Genomic DNA, 16,494 nt, shown 5'->3' with positions numbered 1-16,494 from the left:
CTATAAGGGAGGGGTTGAGGTCTATCGTCAAGCCGCGTCCGGCCGATGGACCGTCTTGACCTCCAGGAAGTCTTCAAGACCGAAGATGCCGCCTTCGCGGCCGTTGCCGGACTGCTTGAAGCCGCCGAAGGGGCTGCCGTAACGGTGCGGGCCGCCGTTGATGTGCACCATGCCGGCGCGCAGGCGGGCGGCGACGCGCTCGGCGCGGTCGGGATTGCCCGTCTGGACATAGGCGGCAAGGCCGTAGGCCGTGTCGTTGGCAATCGCGATGGCCTCCTCTTCCGTATCGAAGGGAATGATCGACAGGACCGGGCCGAACACCTCCTCGCGGGCGATGCGCATGTCGTTGTTGACGTCGGCGAAGATCGTCGGCCTGACGAAGTAGCCGGTCTCGAAACCGTCCGGCTTGCCGGGCCCGCCGACGAGAAGGCGCGCGCCTTCCGTCACGCCCGCCTCGATCAGCGCCTGCACGCGGCCGAACTGGATATGCGAGACGAGCGGACCGATATGCTCGCCTTCCTCCTCCGGATTACCGACCCTCGCCTCCTTGCCGGTGCGCTCGGCGATCTCCAGCACCTTGTCGTAGACGGAGCGCTCGACGAGCATGCGGGTTGGCGCATCGCAGGACTGGCCGGAATTGTTGAAGCATTCGCGGATCGTGCCCGCGACGCGGTCCTCGAGGTCGGCATCGGCGAAGACGAGATTGGGCGACTTGCCGCCGAGCTCCAGCGTCACGCGCTTGACCGTGTCGGCTGCATCCTTGCTGACGGCGATGCCCGCGCGGGTCGAGCCGGTGAAGGACATCATGTCGACGTCCTTGTGGCGGGAGAGGGCCGCCCCGCATTCCACGCCGTCGCCGTTGACAAGGTTGAAGGCGCCGGCCGGGAAGCCCGCCTCGTCGACCATCTCGGCATAGAGCATGGCGTTGAGCGGCGTGAATTCGGAGGGTTTGAGCACGCAGGTACAGCCCGTCGCAAGCGCCGGCACCACCTTCAGCGCGATCTGGTTGATCGGCCAGTTCCAGGGCGTGATGAGACCGCAGACGCCGATGGGCTCTCGGCGCACCACGTCGCCGTTCGGCAGCACCTCGCGGCTCTTCAGGCGCTTCAGCGCGTCGATAAAGCCCCGCAGATGGCCGACGCCGACATCGGCCTGCTGCTCGGTGCTCATGGTGATCGGCGCGCCGAGCTCCTGCGTGATGGTGCGGGCCATCTCGTCATAGCGGCGCTTGTAGATGGCGAGCAGCTTTTCGAGGAGCGCGATACGCTCATCCACGCTCGTGCGGCTGTAGCTCGCGAAGGCCTTCCTGGCGGCCGCAACGGCGCGGTCGATATCGGCGGCAGTGCCCATGGAGATGACGGCGATGGGCTTTTCCGTCGCCGGATTGAGCACCGGAAGGTCGTGCGGCTTCAGCGGGTCCACCCATTGGCCGTCGATGTAGAACTTGCGCTTGTCGAGCATTCCCGTCTCCCTGTTGTCCTCGTAGCGGCCACCGCGGCGCGCTCCGCGCCTTTGGCCCGGGATGCTAGCCAGCCGGCGGCGAAGGTCAAGCGCAGCATTCCGATCCGCCGCCGGCAAGCTGTTCGAGGATGGGGCAATCCGGCCGGTCGTCGCCGTGGCAATGGGCGGAGAGGTGCTCCAGCGTCTGCACCATTTCCTCAAGAAGCCGCATCTTCGCCTTCATCTCCTCGACATGCGCGCTGGCGATGCGCTTGACGTCCGCCGAGGCGCGGTCGCGGTCCTGCCAGAGCGCGAGCAGGTCGCGGATCTGGGCGATGGAAAAGCCGAGGTCGCGCGCCCGGCGGACGAAGGAGAGCGTCGAAAGATCCTTCGGCCCGTAGACGCGGTAGCCGGCACCCGTGCGGCCGGCCGGGCGGATGAGGCCGATCTCCTCGTAATGCCGGATCATCTTGGCCGAAACGCCGGTTGCCGATGCCGCTTCGCCGATATTCATGTCCCGTCCCTCCTGAATGGCGGCTGGAAACGCTTCAGCCGGAGCGCGTTCGACACGACGAACACGCTGGAAAGCGCCATGGCGCCGGCCGCGAGTGCCGGCGAGAGCTGGAGGCCGAAGGCGGGATAGAAGAGCCCCGCGGCAACGGGAACCAGCGCGACATTGTAGCCGAAGGCCCAGAAAAGGTTCTGGCGGATATTGCGCATGGTCGCCCTCGAAAGCGAAATGCCGGTGGCGACGCCCCGCATGTCGCCGGCCATCAGCACCACGTCGGCGCTCTCGATGGCGACATCCGTGCCCGTGCCGATGGCAACGCCCGTATCGGCGGCCGCGAGCGCCGGCGCGTCGTTGATGCCGTCGCCGACGAAGGCGACCTTCTTCGCGCCGCCGGCCGCAAGCTCACGCACCGCCGCAACCTTGCCTTCGGGCAGCACCTCCGCGATCACCCGGCCGATACCGAGGCTTTGTGCGACGGCTTCGGCGGTTCGGCGGTTGTCGCCGGTGATCATCGCCACCTCGACGCCGAGCGCCTTCAGTGCGGCGACCGCCTGCCTGCTCGTCGGCTTGACCGGATCGGTGACGGCGAAGAGCGCGGCGAGCTTTCCGTCCACGGCGGCATAGAGCGGCGAGGCACCCTCGGCGGCAAGCGCCGCGGCGCGGGCGGCGAAAACCGAGACGTCGAGCCCTTTACTCGCCATGAAACCCGCCGAGCCGGCCTCCACCTTGCGGCCCGTAACCTCAGCGACGATGCCTTCGCCGGAAATGGCGGCAAAGCCGGAGGCGGGAGCAAGGTCGAGGCCTTCCGCCGTTGCGGCGGCCTGGATGGCGGCAGCGATGGGGTGCTCGGAATGGCCTTCGGCGGCGGCGACCAGCGCCAGCACGTCATCCCGCGAAAAACCATCAGCCGGCACGATCTCCGTCAGCGTCGGGCGGCCGAGGGTGAGCGTGCCCGTCTTGTCGACGGCGACGACGTTGGTGGCCTCCAGCGTCTGGAGCGCCGTGCCCTGGCGAAAGAGCACGCCCAGTTCGGCCGCCCGGCCCGTGCCGGTGATGATGGACGTGGGCGTCGCGAGCCCCATGGCGCAGGGGCAGGCGATGATGAGCACGGCGACCGCATTGACCAGCGCATGGGCAAGGGCAGGGGAGGGGCCGAGCGCCAGCCAGAGACCGAAGGTCAGGAGCGCGGCCGCGATGATCGCCGGCACGAACCATTGCGTGACGCGGTCGACCAGCACCTGGATCGGCAGCTTGGCCGCCTGCGCATCCTCGACCATGCGGATGATCTGCGAGAGCACCGTGTCGGCGCCGACCCGCGTGGCGCGGAAGGTGAGCGAGCCGGTCGTGTTGACCGTGCCGCCCGTCACCCTGTCGCCCGGCCGGCGCGAGACGGGCATGGGCTCGCCGGTGATCATGGATTCGTCGACATAGGAGGCGCCCTCCGTCACCTCGCCGTCGACCGGCACCTTCTCGCCCGGCCGCACCAGCACGATATCGCCCGCCACGACGCTTTCCAGCGGCACGTCCAGCGCCTTGCCGCCGCGCAGCACGCGGGCGGAGCGGGCGTTGAGGCCGGCAAGGTGGCGGATCGCCTCGCCGGTGCGGCCCTTGGCCCGCGCCTCCAGGTAGCGCCCGGCGAGGATGAGCGTGACGATGACCGCCGCCGCCTCGAAATAGACATTGGCCGCGCCGCCCGGCAGGAGACCGGGCGCGAAGGTCGCGACGGTCGAAAAGCCCCAGGCGGCGAGCGTACCGAGGACGACCAGCGCGTTCATGTCCGGCGCAAGGCGCAGGAGCCCCGGAATGCCCTTGCGGAAGAAGCGCAGGCCCGGCCCCGCCAGCACCAGCGTCGCCAGCACGAACTGGAGGATGCGGCTCTCCTGCATGCCGAGCGTTTCGTGGATGTAGTGGCCGAAGGCGGGAAAGGCATGCGCACCCATCTCCATGACGAAGAGCGGCGCCGTGAGAACAGCGGCGATGATGAGGTCCCGCCGGAGCCTCTTCGCCTCGGCGGCGCGGCGATCCTCCTCGGGCGCAGCGGCCGTTTCGCGGATGGCCTTGTATCCGGTGCGCTCGACGGCGGCGGCAAAGTCGTCGAAAGAGGCTGCGCCCTTGAGGAAGCGCACGCGGGCGCGCTCCTGCGCGAGGTTCGCCGTGGCGTCGAGAACGCCGGGAACGGCCTTCAGCGCCTTCTCGACACGGCCGATGCAGGAGGCGCAGGTCATACCCTCGACGGGAAATTCCAGTACCTCTTCCGAAACGCCGTAGCCGGCATCGCGCACCGCGGCGACGACCGCCGGAACATCCGGCACGCCGGCGAAGGTGACGTCCGCCCGCTCGGTCGCAAGGTTGACGGCCGCGCCGGCAACGCCCGGCACCCTGCCTATCGCCTTTTCGACACGACGCACGCAGGAGGCGCAGGTCATGTCCTCGATGGAGAGCTTTATCGTTTGCCGGTTTTGCGGGGTGGTGAGCATGGTGCGCCTTTCATCCGTATCGAACGAAGCCTGCACCTTCCCATCATGTCAAGGTCAAGCCCTTTCAGGCATCGGCCGGCGAATAGCCTTCGGCCTCGATCACGGCGGCGACCGCCGCCCGGTCGCCGGCATTTTCGACGAGGACGCGCTTTGCCGGCAGGTCGATCTCGACCCTTGCTGCCGGATAGGCGGCAAGAACCGCCCCCGTGATCGCCTTGACGCAATGGCCGCAGGTCATGTCCGCAACGGTGAAGGCGAGGGTATCTTGGTCCGTCATGCGAGGCCTCCCGATAGGTTGGCTCAGGCTGAACCCTTCCCCCATGGGAAGGTCAAGCCCTCTCGAAACCGTTCAGCCGGTCCTTCAGGAGGCCGATGGTGGAGACGTCGGCGTTGGCGAAGGCAAAGCGGAGATAGCCTTCCTGTCCCGCGCCGAAATAGCTTCCCGGCAGGCAGAGAACGCCCGCTTCCTTCGCCAGCCTCTCCGCGACGAAGGCCGAGGACTTGTCGCCGTAGGGGTGCCCGATGAAGGCGAAATAGGCGCCGACGGCGGCGACCCGCCAGTCGGGCACGCCGGCCATCGTCTCCTCGAGGGCCGTGACGCGGCGGGCGATCTCGCGGCGGTTCTCCTCGCGCCAGCCGGAAAGGAGAGGCAGGGCGGCCGCGACGGCGGCCTGCGCCGAGCGCGGCGGACAGATCTGCAGGTTGTCCATGATCTTGGCGATCTGCTCCACCACGGCGGCGCCCGCCGTGATCGCACCGAGGCGATGGCCGGGAATGCAGAAGGATTTCGAGAAGCTGTAGAGGCCGATCAGTGTCTCCTCCCAGCCCTTGCGGGCGAAGAGATCGTGCGGCCGGCCGGCGCCCTCCGGCAGGAAATCGCGATAGGTCTCGTCGAGGATCAGCCATATCCCCCGCGCAGCGCAAAGATCGTAGATCGCCGCCAGCAGGTCCGGCGGATAGACGGCGCCGGTCGGGTTGTTCGGCGAAACGAGGGCGAGCGCCCGCACGTCCGGCGTGATGGCCGCGGCGAGCGTATCGAGGCCCGGCAGGAAACCGTTCTCGGGATCGCAGGCGGCGAACCGCGTGCGGATGCCGAGCATGGCGAGCGTCGTTTCCTGGTTGAAATAGTAGGGATCGGTCATCAGCACGGCATCGCCTGCGCCGGCCACCGCCATGGCGGCGCAGATGAAGGCCTGGTTGCAGCCGGACGTGATGTGCGTGTTGCCGGCGGCAAGCGGCGCGCCGTAGACCTCCGTGAGATGCGCCGCATAGGCCGCGCGCAGCGCGTCCTCGCCCTCGATGGGGCCGTAGCCGGTATAGGCACGCGCGGCGGCGCACTCGCCGAGCAGGCGCAGCATCTCGGGATGGGGCGGATAGCCGGGCACGGCCTGCGAGAGGTCGATCATCGGCCCGGAACGCCCGTCATAGGCCCGGCCCCAGGCGAAGACGGCGGGGATGGGTGGGGCGGCAAGGGTTTCGACGAGCGGATTGAAGCGGGGCATGGGCGTTTCCGTGAGTGTCAGGCGCGGGTCTTGCGCGGTGGATCGGCGCGGCGCTTGGCCGGCGCGGAAAGGGGGCGGGGCGGCTCGGCCGCACGGCCTGCACGTCCGCGAAGGACGAGGCGGGCGGAGGCCTGCGGCTCGGCGAGGCTCTGTTCCAGCGAGGCGAACAGCCAATCGATGAACACCTTGACGATGGGCGCCTGCCGCGCCGATTGTCGGCAGGCCACATAGAAGGCGTCGTTCGCCGGCACCGTGAGATCGAAGGGCACGACCAGCTCGCCGCGGGCGATCAGGTTGCTGGCGGTGATCGTGTCGCCGAGCGCGATGCCCTGGCCGTGCAGCGCCGCCTCGGTGGAAAGGCGGGCGTCGCTCATGAAGTGCTGGCGGCCGTTCACCAGCCCCACGGCGTCGGCCGCCGAAAGCCAGGTGTTCCATTCGCGCCCGTCGTCGCCGTGGAAGAGCGTGTGGTCGGAAAGATCGCGCACCGAGCGCAGCGGCCGGCTGTTGAGGAGGGTGGGGCTCGCGACCGGAAACAGCGCGAGGTTCGACCACAGCCGCGTCCAGCAGTCCGGCCAGTTGCCGTCGCCGTAGAGCACGCTGACATCGGTGTCGAGCGAGCGCAGGTTGCCCGGATCGTTGGAGGCGACGAGCGTGACGCGCACGCCCGGGAACTGGTCGGTGAAGGTATTGAGGCGCGGGATGAGCCACAGCGAGAGGAGGGCGGGCACGCAGGTGACGGTAAGGTCGCCGTGGGTCTCCGGCTGCCGCATCAGGGCCGTCGCCGCAGCGATCTCGCCGAAGGCGTTGGTGACGGCGGGCAGCAGCAGGGCACCCTGCGGCGTCAGCTTCAGCCGCCTGCCGCCGCGCTCGAAGAGCGACGTGCCGAGCGAATCCTCCAGCGCCCGTATCTGGTGGCTCACCGCGCCGTGCGTGACGTTCAGTTCGCGCGCGGCGGCCGAGACCGCGCCGCGGCGGGCCGTCGCCTCGAAGGCGCGCAGCGGATTGAGCGGCGGCAGGCGGGAGGACACGAGAGGAAAGCCTTATGTGAATTTTTCTCACGGCAACTGCTATAACAACGTGAATTGCTTTTCCAGACGATTTGCACCGATACTGTGAAAAACGAGGGCAAGGCCCCGGGGAACACATCGAAATCCTTTTCGCCGGCCCCGGCCTGCCCGCATCCGCGAGGCGAGGTATCCCATGGGCGGCAGCAAGCTCGACGAACTGAGGGCGAAGTACGGCGCGAGCCACGGCGGCGAGATGTTCGATCCCGCCTTCCGCAAGGTCGCCGACAAGATCTTCACCAAGAACGGCACGCGCCTTGCGCCCTATGCCGGCGTGCCGACGTTCCTGTCCGCCCCGCACATGCCCGTCGAGGCGGAGAACCCGGATTTCGGCAACCTCCAGGTCGCCATCACCGGCGTTCCGATGGACCTCGGCGTCACCAACCGGCCGGGCTCGCGCTTCGGGCCGCGGGCCCTGCGCTCCATCGAGCGCATCGGCCCCTACAACCATGTGCTCGACTGCGCGCCGGTGCAGGAGCTGCGCGTGGCGGATATCGGCGATGTGCCGTTCCAGAGCCGCTATCGGCTGGAGCTCAGCCACGACGACATCGAGAAGCGCTTCAACCAGATCGTCGATGCCGGCGTGATCCCGCTCGCCGTCGGCGGCGACCATTCGATCACCCATCCGATCATGAAGGCGGTCGGCAGGAAACAGCCGGTCGGCATGATCCATATCGACGCCCATTGCGACACGGGCGGCATGTTCGACCAGACGAAATTCCACCACGGCGGCCCGTTCCGCAATGCGGTGCTCGACGGCGTGCTCGATCCCGCCCGCACCATCCAGATCGGCATCCGCGGCTCATCGGAATATCTCTGGGAGTTCTCCTACGATTCCGGCATGACCGTCATCCATGCCGAGGAGATCCCCGGCCTCGGCATCCCGGCGATCATCGAGAAGGCGAAGGCCATCGTCGGCGACGGGCCGACCTACCTCTCCTTCGACATCGACAGTCTCGACCCGGGCTTTGCGCCCGGCACCGGAACGCCCGAGATCGGTGGACTCACCACCCGCGAGGTGCTGGAGCTCATCCGCGGCCTCAAAGGCGTCAACCTCGTCGGCGGCGACGTCGTGGAGGTTGCCCCGCAATACGACGCGACGACCAACACCGCGCAGGCCGGCGCGCAGGTGCTCTTCGAAATCCTCAGCCTCATGGTATTCAGCCCTTCCGTCGCCCGGACGGCCTGACGTAGAATGGAATACAAGGGAACGAACCGGCCGGAGCCCGGCCTATAAACAGGAGAAAACGACGATGGGTGATATCCTCAAGACCACTGTTAGCCGCCGCGCCGTGCTCGGCGCGGGCGTTGCCGGCGCCTCGCTGCTCGCCATGCCCGCCATCCTGCGCGCGCAGGACAAGTCGCTGAAGGTCGGCGTCTACGGCGGCTACTTCAAGGATTCCTTCGACAAGAACATCTTCGAGGACTTCACCAAGGCGACCGGCATCGCCGTGGAATCCGTCGCCGAGCCGACGGGCGAGGCCTGGCTGGTCCAGCTCGAACAGGCCGCCAAGGCAGGCCAGGCGCCGGCCGACGTCTCGATGATGTCGCAGGTCGCCATGCTGAAGGGCCAGTCGACCGAGCTCTGGGCGCCGCTCGACATGGGCAATATCCCGAACGGCTCCAACCTGATCGACCATTTCGTCAACAAGTATCCGGACGGCCGCATCGCCGGCATCGGCGCCGTCGCCTGGTACATCACGCTCGTCACCAATACCGATGTCTACAAGGAGGCGCCGACCTCCTGGGCCGCGCTCTGGGATCCGGCGAATGCCGACAAGCTGGGCCTCCTTGCCCTCGTCTCCAACTCGTTCCTGCTCGAAGTGACGGCCAAGACCCATTTCGGCGGCACGAATGCGCTCGACACCGAAGAGGGCCTTCTCAAGGCTTTCGAGAAGCTCGCCGAGGTCAAGCCGAACGTGCGGCTGTGGTATCGCGACGAGGCGCAGTTCGAGCAGTCGCTGAAGTCCGGCGAAATCCCGATGGGCCAGTACTACCACGACGTGACGGGCCTTGCAGCCAAGGATGGCCAGCCGGTGCGCTCCACCTTCCCGAAGGAAGGCGGCATCATGGATTCGGGCTGCTGGGCACTCTCGCGCGCCTCGCAGAAGACCGAGGAGGCGCATGCCTTCATCAACTACATGTGCCAGCCGGCCATCCAGGCGACGCTGTCGCGCAAGGTCGGCACCGCGCCGACCGTCAAGCGCGACCTGCTCGACCTTACGGCCGAGGAATTCGCCGCGGTCTCCTCCGACATCGAGCCGATCATCCCGCGCTATGACCTCTATACGTCCAAGGCCGACTGGCTGAACCAGAAGTGGACGGAGATGATCGCCGGCTGACGGCGATACCCTTCCGCCCGGCCGCCCTTTGCGGGATGCGGCCGGGCGCCAGAAACCAAGGCCCGAGCGGAGACCCGATGTCCGGACTGACCCTTCAGAACGTCACCAAGCAATTCGGCACGTTCACGGCCGTCAGGAACGTGGCGCTCACCGTGCCGCACGGCACCTTCGTTTGCCTCCTCGGCCCCTCCGGCTGCGGCAAGACCACGCTGATGCGCATGGTCGCGGGCCTCGATCTGCCGACGGAAGGCGAAATCCGCCTCGACGACAAGGACATCACCAACGTCCCGACGCACAAGCGCGACCTCGGCATGGTCTTCCAGTCGCTGGCGCTCTTCCCGCACCTGACGGTCGGCGAGAACATCGCCTATTCGCTGCGCATCCGCGGCGCGGGCAAGGACGAGCAAAAGAAGCGCGTGGACGAGCTTCTTTCGATGATCCACCTTTCCGGCTATGCCGACCGGCCGGTCGCAAAGCTCTCCGGCGGCCAGCGCCAGCGCGTCGCCATCGCCCGTGCGCTCGCCATCTCGCCGAAACTCTTCCTGCTCGACGAGCCACTGTCGGCGCTCGACGCGAAGCTCCGCGAGGCGATGCAGGTGGAACTGCGCCAGCTCCAGCAGCGCCTCGGCATCACCACCATCGTCGTCACCCACGACCAGCGCGAGGCGATGACCATGGCCGACACCGTCGTCGTCATGAACGGCGGCGAGATCCGCCAGGCGGCCCCGCCGGTCGACATCTACCGTCGTCCGGCCGACACCTTCGTCGCCGACTTCATCGGCATGACGAACCTTCTCGATTTCAAGGCGGACGGCACGGGCGCAACGGTGCTCGGCGCATCAATCCCCGGCCTTGTCGTGCCGAATGGCCTTGCCTCCGGCATCGTCTCGGTGCGCCCGGAGGACGTCCACCTCACCGTGCCCGGCAATGCGCCGATCACCGGCACCGTCATCTTCATCCGCGACCTCGGCGGCACGATCGAGACCTTCGTGGAGGCGGCCGGCAAACAGATCGTCGCCGTCTCCGTGCCGAACGCCCGGCCCGATGTCGCCGTGGGCCAGAGCGTCGGCATCGCGCTCGATCCAGCCGACTGCGTGGTGCTGAAGTCATGAGGCGCGAGGCCCCGCAGAAGCTGACGGACTATGCCCCGCTCGCCTTCCCGGCGGGCATGCTGATCGTCTTCTTCGTCGTGCCCTTCGCCACGATGATCGCCGTTTCGTTCTTCCGGCGCGATCCGGCCGGCTTCTATTCGCCGGATTTCGTCTTCGACAACTATGCCCGCTTCCTCAGCCTGTTCTTCGGCAAGGTGCTCGGCTTCTCCCTGTTCCTCGCCGTCGCGGTCGCAATATGCTGCGTCGTCATAGCTTTGCCCTTCACCTATCTCCTCTCGCGCACGAAGCGCAGGACGCAGGTGCTCTGGCTCGTCGCGCTACTGTCGGTCCTGTCGCTGTCGGAGGTGATCATCGGCTTTGCCTGGTCGACGCTCTTCTCGCGCACGGCCGGCATCACCAATCTCCTCGTCATGCTCGGCATCATGAGCGAGCCGATCGCGCTCAATCCGAGCTTCGGCGCGGTGCTGACCGCCATGGTCTACCAGGCGCTGCCCTATACCGTGCTCGTGCTCTATCCCGCGCTCGTCCGGCTCGACCCGACGCTGACGGAGGCCGCGCGCACGCTCGGCGCCTCGCCGCTCAAGGCCTTCTTCACCGTCGTCGTGCCAGCGCTCAGGAACACCGTTGTTGCGACACTCATCATGGTCTTCATCTTCGCGCTTGGCTCCTACCTCCTGCCGCAGATCCTCGGCCGGCCGCAGCACTGGACGCTCTCCGTGCTCATCACCGACCAGGCGATCTACCAGTCGAACATGCCGTTCGCCGCCGCCATGGCCGTCTTCCTCGTGCTGGTCACGCTCGGCCTTGTCGCGCTCACCGTCTATGCCGGGCGAAAAGGGGAAGCCGCATGAACGCGCTCCTGCAACGGGTCTATTTCGGCCTCGTCGGCCTCTTCCTCGTCCTGCCGATCATCGTCGTGGCCGGTGTCTCGGTCAATGCCAAGCAGGACCTCGCCTTCCCGCCGAAGGGCTTCTCGCTCGGCTGGTACGGCGAGATCTTCGCCAATCCGGAATGGCGGAACGCCCTTGTCGCCTCCATCACGCTTGCGGCGCTTTCGGCCGCGCTGGCGCTCCTCATCGCGCTGCCGCTCGCCTGGTTCCTGTGGCGGCGCCATGCGCCCTGGGCGAACGTCTTCCAGCTTCTCGGCATCGCGCCCTTCACGCTGCCGCCGGTCATTACCGCGCTCGGCCTCCTTACCTTCTGGGCGACGACGGGCTTTTACGGCCAGCCGGCGACCGCCGTCATCAGCCACGCCATCTTCTTCGTGACGCTGCCGCTGGTGACGCTCTCGCTCGGCTTTTCCTCCATCGACCGCTCGCTAGTGGAGGCGGCTGCGACCATGGGCGCCGACGACCGCACGGTCTTCCGCACCGTTGTCCTGCCGCTGATCCTGCCCTATCTCATCTCCGGCTATGCCTTCGCCTTCGTGCTGTCGCTCAACGAATATATCGTCGCCTACATGACGATCGGGTTCACGATGGAGACGCTGCCGATCAAGATCTTCAATGCGCTACGCTACGGCTATACGCCGACGATGGCCTCGGTGACGATCCTGTTCGTGGCGATCGCCGCGACCATCTTCGGCCTCGTCGCCCGCTTCGGGGACCTGCCGAAACTGCTCGGCGCCATGTCGTCAAGGGATTAACGCCATGCGGATCGCCGCCCTCCAGATGCATGCCATAGCTGGCGACGACGAGGCCAACCTTCAGCGGATCGCATCGGCGGCCGCCGATGCCGCGGCCGGCGGCGCGATGCTGCTGATCGTCCCGGAACTTGCCGTCACCGGCTACGGGGTGGGCAGGGCGGCTTTCGAAAGGCTGGCTTCGCCCGCAAGCGGCACGGTGGCCGAACGCCTCAGCGCCATCGCGCGGGACAACGGCATCGCCGTCATCGCCGGATTTGCCGAGCGGGAGGGCTCCTCGACCTACAACAGCGCGCTTTTCACCGACGGCATCGGGACGAACGCCGTCTACCGAAAGTCTCATCTCTACGGCGACTACGAGCGCGCCGCCTTCAAGCCCGCCGTCCCGGATTCGGTGATGGTGGATATCGGCAGCATCCGGCTCGGCATGCTGATCTGCTACGACGTGGAGTTTCCGGAGAACGTGCGCCGCCTCGCGCTTGCCGGCGCCGACCTCGTCGTCGTGCCGACGGCCCTGCCGAAGGGCGCCTCCGGCAGCTTCATCGCCGGGCAAATGATCCGGGTACGCGCCTTCGAGAACCAGGTCTTCGTCGCCTATGTCAATCACTGCGGCGCCGACGACAATTTCACCTATGCGGGCCTTTCGCGCATCGCCGCACCGGACGGCACGCTGCTCGCCGAAGCCCCAGCCGAAGGCGAAACCCTGCTCTTCGCCGAGATCCGCCCCGAGAACTATGCGCAGTCCCGCGCGGAAAACACCTATCTCCTCGACCTCGGCCGACAGGCTTGAGTAGGGCGGATCAAGCCGCCTCGTGCGCCGTGGTCACCGTAAAACGCAAGCCAAGGGCTTTCATCACCGCAAGAAGCGTGGAAAGCTTCGGATCGCCCTTTTCACTGAGGGACTTGTAAAGCGCTTCGCGGGTAATGCCGGCATCTCTGGCGACCTGGGTCATGCCCTTTGCCTTGGCAATATCCCCAAGGGCCATTGCGATCATTTTGGGATCGCCATCTTCGAAGGCAGCCTCGACATAGGCCTCAATAGCTTCGTTGCTGGTTAGAATAGCCGTCGGGTCCCATTTCGTGGTTTTGATTGCCATCAGACCTCCTTCGCCATGTCTATAGCGCGCTTGATATCGCGCTCCTGCGTTGCCTTGTCGCCGCCGGAAAGCAGAATGATCAGCTCATTGCCCCGCTGCACGAAGTAGATGCGGTATCCGGGGCCATAATCGATACGAAGCTCTCCGATGCCGCCAAAGAACTTGACGTCGCCTAAGAGCCCGATTGTCAGCCTGTTGATCCGCGTTTGGATTCGCACCTGGGCTTTGACGTCCCGGAGGGATTTGAACCACCGGGAAAAAACGTCTGTCTCACGAACCTCGACCATCTGTAATCTTTAGACTACAATGGAGATGGCGTCAAGGAGATCGTGAACTATAGATTACAGCCGAATCCACAGGCGGAGAATCCGCCGCGTTGATGAGCCGGCCTGCAACGATCAGGCCTGGTAGATAATGCGGCCGTCGCACATGGTCGTGACGGGGCGCACCTTTGCGAGACTTGCAAAATCCGTTGCCTCCACATCGGCGGAGAGCACGATGATGTCGGCGAGATAGCCGGGCTTCAGCATGCCTTTACGGTCCTCCATGAACTCGACCCAAGCGCCGTTCCTCGTGTAGGCGGCCAGCGTTTCGTGCAGCGAAAGCCGCTCGTCCTTCATGCCTTCCTTCCACACGTCCCGCATCATGGCGCATTCGATGCAGTTCATGGGATCGAGCGGGGAGACCGGCCAGTCGGTGGCGAACACGATGGGCGCGCCGGCATCGGTGAGCGTGCGCCAGGCGAAGGCGTAGGGCCAGCGCGCTTCGCCGATATAGGAAAGGTAGGGTTCGACCGGCAGGCCGGCGCTGCCCGGCGGATGGGTCGGCTGCATGGAGGCGACGGTGCCGAGTTCCTTAAAGCGCGGGATGTCGTCGGGATGCACCACCTCGATATGTTCGATGCGGTTGCGGCTGTCGCGCTTGCCGTTCGCCCTGATGGCGGCCTCGTAGCCATTCAGCACCATGCGCACCGCGCCGTCGCCGATGGCGTGGACCGCGACCGGCAGGCCGAGCCTGTCGGCGGCGATTGCGATATTGTCGAAATGCTCCTGCGAGAAGAGCGGGTCGCCCTTCCAGCCCGGCTGGTGGCAATAGTCGTCGACAAAGACGGCCGTGCCCGATTCCGTCACACCGTCCATGAAGAGCTTGACGAAATCGCAGCGCAGGCGATCCGAATTGAAGCGCTCGCGCCAGGCGGCCGCTTTCGTCTCGAGGTCCGAGAGCGGCATGAAGTTCTTCATATGGAAGGGCATGCGCACGCGCACCGGCAGGCCGCTGGTCTTCTCGATCTCGTCCAGCATCTCGAGTTGGTAGAGGCTGCCATCCATGTTCTGCAGCGAGGTGATACCGAGCGAGGCGACATAGGCGAGCCCCTCCTTCAGGATCTCGATGTCGCTTGCCCGTTCCTCGGCGGTCACATGCTCCGGGTCGCCGCCCGTGCCGACGCCGAGCATTTCGCGACCGCCCGTCTCGCTGAGCGCCGAGACCGGGCGAATGGCGTTGCTCTCGCGCAGCTCGCCATTGGCAAGGCCGTCCTCGCCCATGACGATCTCGTTGCCGACACCGACGTCGCGGCCTTCAAGGATACCGCCCGTCTTGAGCGCCAGCGTATTGGCCCAGGCGGTGTGATGGTCGGGCGCGAAGATCAGCACGGCGCGGTCCGGCAGGATGCGGTCGAGGTGATGGCGCGTCATGCGCTCGTCGTCGGACAGCACGGTGTAGTCGGCGTGCTGGGCGACCAGCAGCTTGCGCTCCGGATATTTCGCCGCATAGGCCTTCAGTTCCCGCTCCAGCGTCTCGAAACCCTTCACGCCCATCAGCGAAAGCTCGCGCAGTTCCGCCGAGCCGCCGAAAATGTGCATATGCGCCTCGTTGAAGCCCGGCAGGACGGTGGCGCCCCTGGCGTCGATCACGTGGGTGTCGGGCCCGGAATAGGCATCGATCTCCGCTTCCGAGCCGACGGCCAGGATGCGATTGCCGGCAACGGCGATGGCGGCAGCGCGCGGATTGGCCTCATCCATCGTGAGTATCCGTCCATTGCGGATGATGAAGCTTGCTTCGGTCTGCATGTGCGTTTCCTCGGTTTTCAGATGGCCCGGCGGCAGAGCGCGCGGAAGAAGGCGAACATGTCCTGGTTCTCCTCGTCGCCCAGAGGTTCGGGCTGCGAGGAGAGCTTGACGATGACGGTTTCGGTGCCTGGATCGACATAGAGCCACTGGCCATGGATGCCGATGGCGCAGAAGGCACCGTCCGCCTCCCCGGATTGATACCATTGGCTGCGGTAGCGTCCGTTTGGCAGGTCGACGTTGCGCCCCTCCTGCCAGGCCTGCCGGTCGCCGTTCTCCTGCATGTCGCGAATCCAGCCCTCCGGCACGATCTGCCGGCCGTTGCGGACGCCGTGGTTGCGCAGGAGTTCGCCGAGGCGGGCAAGATCGCGTGCCGTCATGGAGACGCCGCCGGCGGTGCGCGGCGTACCGATGGCATCTACGGTGACATCCGCATTGCCCTTCGCGCCCATCGGCTTCCAGAGAAGATCGGAGACAAGGTTGGCGAAGCGCGCGCCCGTCACGCGCTCGATGACGACGCCGAGAAGGTCGGCATTGGGCGAGGCATAGTAGAACGGCCCGCCATGCGGCCGCTCGGCCTTCGTGAGCGTGAGCAGGAAGGAGGCCAGCGTCTCCGGCTCCGCGTCCGGCAGGGGCGGGTTCCAGAGCATGGCCCGGCGATAGCGGGCAAAGGCACCGTAGGGGTCTAGATAGGCTTCCTCGAAATCGAGGCTGACGCGCATGTCCAGCACGTCGCGATAGGTGCAGTCGCCGTACACGCTGCCCCTTGCCTCGGGAAGATAGTCGGTAACGGGACGGTCGGGATCGATGAGGCCCTCGGCCTCGAGGATGCCGGACAGCACCGCCGTCAGCGACTTGGAGATGGAAAAGACGAGATGGGGCGCGTTGGGATCGGCATGCGCGGCATAGTATTCCGCGGCGATCTCGCCCTTGCGCATCAGCACGAAGGCGTCGGTATGCGCGACATCGAGGAAGGCACGGGCGGTGGCGCTGCCGGCAAGCCCCGTCTCCATCGCAGCATCGAGGAAGGCCTCGCTCGCAAGCGACACCTCCGCGGCGGGCACTTCCGCGGCGATCACCGCGGTCGGCACGAAGTCGCGGACGTTCTGGAACGTCCAGCGGCTATAGGGGGCGGTGCGCCAGTTGGCGAGGGTGACGTCGGCACGGGCAAAGCCGTGCCTGTCCTTGAAGGTCTTGATCATGGCGATATCCGGCTTGTGGGCGGGAAAGCATCTGCCCTC

16 protein-coding genes are annotated in these 16,494 nt (G+C 66.5%); 6 read left to right on the top strand and 10 right to left on the bottom strand.

Annotated features, from left to right (window positions below; all coding sequences use genetic code 11):
* Positions 1-27: 27 nt before the first annotated feature.
* From HNQ66_RS02685 to gcvA, 6 genes are all read right to left on the bottom strand, one after another.
* Complete coding sequence (locus tag HNQ66_RS02685; RefSeq protein WP_184140589.1) at positions 28-1,461, bottom strand: aldehyde dehydrogenase family protein; 1,434 nt, start codon at positions 1,459-1,461, stop codon at positions 28-30.
* 85 nt (positions 1,462-1,546) lie between these two features.
* The gene (cueR, locus tag HNQ66_RS02680) at positions 1,547-1,954 is read right to left on the bottom strand and encodes a Cu(I)-responsive transcriptional regulator (protein ID WP_184140587.1); all 408 of its coding nucleotides are present in this window, start codon (positions 1,952-1,954) and stop codon (positions 1,547-1,549) included.
* Positions 1,951-4,428, bottom strand: a complete 2,478-nt coding sequence (locus HNQ66_RS02675; protein ID WP_184141306.1) for a heavy metal translocating P-type ATPase — start codon at positions 4,426-4,428, stop codon at positions 1,951-1,953. Before HNQ66_RS02675 ends, cueR begins: the two co-directional genes overlap by 4 nt.
* A 64-nt stretch (positions 4,429-4,492) precedes the next feature.
* Positions 4,493-4,705 carry a heavy-metal-associated domain-containing protein gene (locus HNQ66_RS02670; RefSeq protein ID WP_184140585.1) on the bottom strand — a complete coding sequence of 71 codons (213 nt, stop codon included), beginning with the start codon at positions 4,703-4,705 and terminating at the stop codon, positions 4,493-4,495.
* Between the two features lie 52 nt (positions 4,706-4,757).
* Positions 4,758-5,930: an aminotransferase gene (locus HNQ66_RS02665; RefSeq protein ID WP_184140583.1), complete on the bottom strand. Its 1,173-nt coding sequence runs from the start codon at positions 5,928-5,930 to the stop codon at positions 4,758-4,760.
* A 17-nt stretch (positions 5,931-5,947) separates the two neighbouring features.
* Entirely contained in the window at positions 5,948-6,958 is a 1,011-nt protein-coding gene (gene gcvA, locus HNQ66_RS02660; protein WP_184140581.1) for a transcriptional regulator GcvA, read from the bottom strand.
* 172 nt (positions 6,959-7,130) lie between these two features.
* Between gcvA and speB the strand changes: the two genes are divergently transcribed.
* The 6 genes from speB to HNQ66_RS02630 all read left to right on the top strand — a co-directional run bounded on the left by speB (position 7,131) and on the right by HNQ66_RS02630 (position 12,880).
* Complete coding sequence (gene speB / locus HNQ66_RS02655; RefSeq protein ID WP_184140579.1) at positions 7,131-8,183, top strand: agmatinase; 1,053 nt, start codon at positions 7,131-7,133, stop codon at positions 8,181-8,183.
* Positions 8,184-8,247: 64 nt separating this feature from the next.
* Complete coding sequence (locus HNQ66_RS02650) at positions 8,248-9,336, top strand: ABC transporter substrate-binding protein (protein WP_210308654.1); 1,089 nt, start codon at positions 8,248-8,250, stop codon at positions 9,334-9,336.
* A gap of 77 nt (positions 9,337-9,413) precedes the next feature.
* Positions 9,414-10,448 carry an ABC transporter ATP-binding protein gene (locus HNQ66_RS02645; RefSeq protein WP_184140578.1) on the top strand — a complete coding sequence of 345 codons (1,035 nt, stop codon included), beginning with the start codon at positions 9,414-9,416 and terminating at the stop codon, positions 10,446-10,448.
* Entirely contained in the window at positions 10,445-11,299 is an 855-nt protein-coding gene (locus HNQ66_RS02640; RefSeq protein WP_184140577.1) for an ABC transporter permease, read from the top strand. Before HNQ66_RS02645 ends, HNQ66_RS02640 begins: the two co-directional genes overlap by 4 nt.
* Complete coding sequence (locus HNQ66_RS02635) at positions 11,296-12,093, top strand: ABC transporter permease (RefSeq protein WP_184140574.1); 798 nt, start codon at positions 11,296-11,298, stop codon at positions 12,091-12,093. Before HNQ66_RS02640 ends, HNQ66_RS02635 begins: the two co-directional genes overlap by 4 nt.
* 4 nt (positions 12,094-12,097) lie before the next feature.
* Positions 12,098-12,880: a carbon-nitrogen hydrolase family protein gene (locus tag HNQ66_RS02630; protein WP_184140572.1), complete on the top strand. Its 783-nt coding sequence runs from the start codon at positions 12,098-12,100 to the stop codon at positions 12,878-12,880.
* A gap of 10 nt (positions 12,881-12,890) precedes the next feature.
* Here the strand turns inward: HNQ66_RS02630 and HNQ66_RS02625 are convergent, their stop codons facing one another.
* From HNQ66_RS02625 to HNQ66_RS02610, 4 genes are all read right to left on the bottom strand, one after another.
* Positions 12,891-13,187 carry an addiction module antidote protein gene (locus HNQ66_RS02625; RefSeq protein ID WP_184140570.1) on the bottom strand — a complete coding sequence of 99 codons (297 nt, stop codon included), beginning with the start codon at positions 13,185-13,187 and terminating at the stop codon, positions 12,891-12,893.
* Positions 13,187-13,474, bottom strand: a complete 288-nt coding sequence (locus tag HNQ66_RS02620) for a type II toxin-antitoxin system RelE/ParE family toxin (RefSeq protein ID WP_184140568.1) — start codon at positions 13,472-13,474, stop codon at positions 13,187-13,189. Before HNQ66_RS02620 ends, HNQ66_RS02625 begins: the two co-directional genes overlap by 1 nt.
* 111 nt (positions 13,475-13,585) lie before the next feature.
* Positions 13,586-15,256, bottom strand: a complete 1,671-nt coding sequence (locus tag HNQ66_RS02615; RefSeq protein WP_184140566.1) for an amidohydrolase — start codon at positions 15,254-15,256, stop codon at positions 13,586-13,588.
* 17 nt (positions 15,257-15,273) lie between these two features.
* Positions 15,274-16,455: a serine hydrolase domain-containing protein gene (locus HNQ66_RS02610; protein ID WP_184140564.1), complete on the bottom strand. Its 1,182-nt coding sequence runs from the start codon at positions 16,453-16,455 to the stop codon at positions 15,274-15,276.
* Positions 16,456-16,494: the final 39 nt, after the last annotated feature.

Origin of the sequence: Shinella fusca (genome assembly GCF_014203155.1) — a bacterium.
Classification (GTDB): Bacteria; Pseudomonadota; Alphaproteobacteria; order Rhizobiales; family Rhizobiaceae; genus Shinella; species Shinella fusca.
The sequence above is the reverse complement of the archived record's forward strand: the minus strand, read 5'-3'. Positions and strand labels throughout refer to the sequence as shown.

Coding starts and splice junctions, on each gene's coding strand:
- HNQ66_RS02610 (WP_184140564.1), bottom strand. CDS start 16,455: ATGATCAAGACCTTCAAGGACAGGCACGGCTTTGCCCGTGCCGACGTC.
- HNQ66_RS02625 (WP_184140570.1), bottom strand. CDS start 13,187: ATGGCAATCAAAACCACGAAATGGGACCCGACGGCTATTCTAACCAGC.
- HNQ66_RS02645 (WP_184140578.1), top strand. CDS start 9,414: ATGTCCGGACTGACCCTTCAGAACGTCACCAAGCAATTCGGCACGTTC.
- HNQ66_RS02670 (WP_184140585.1), bottom strand. CDS start 4,705: ATGACGGACCAAGATACCCTCGCCTTCACCGTTGCGGACATGACCTGC.
- HNQ66_RS02665 (WP_184140583.1), bottom strand. CDS start 5,930: ATGCCCCGCTTCAATCCGCTCGTCGAAACCCTTGCCGCCCCACCCATC.
- HNQ66_RS02685 (WP_184140589.1), bottom strand. CDS start 1,461: ATGCTCGACAAGCGCAAGTTCTACATCGACGGCCAATGGGTGGACCCG.
- HNQ66_RS02650 (WP_210308654.1), top strand. CDS start 8,248: ATGGGTGATATCCTCAAGACCACTGTTAGCCGCCGCGCCGTGCTCGGC.
- cueR (WP_184140587.1), bottom strand. CDS start 1,954: ATGAATATCGGCGAAGCGGCATCGGCAACCGGCGTTTCGGCCAAGATG.
- HNQ66_RS02640 (WP_184140577.1), top strand. CDS start 10,445: ATGAGGCGCGAGGCCCCGCAGAAGCTGACGGACTATGCCCCGCTCGCC.
- HNQ66_RS02675 (WP_184141306.1), bottom strand. CDS start 4,428: ATGCTCACCACCCCGCAAAACCGGCAAACGATAAAGCTCTCCATCGAG.
- speB (WP_184140579.1), top strand. CDS start 7,131: ATGGGCGGCAGCAAGCTCGACGAACTGAGGGCGAAGTACGGCGCGAGC.
- HNQ66_RS02635 (WP_184140574.1), top strand. CDS start 11,296: ATGAACGCGCTCCTGCAACGGGTCTATTTCGGCCTCGTCGGCCTCTTC.
- HNQ66_RS02620 (WP_184140568.1), bottom strand. CDS start 13,474: ATGGTCGAGGTTCGTGAGACAGACGTTTTTTCCCGGTGGTTCAAATCC.
- HNQ66_RS02615 (WP_184140566.1), bottom strand. CDS start 15,256: ATGCAGACCGAAGCAAGCTTCATCATCCGCAATGGACGGATACTCACG.
- HNQ66_RS02630 (WP_184140572.1), top strand. CDS start 12,098: ATGCGGATCGCCGCCCTCCAGATGCATGCCATAGCTGGCGACGACGAG.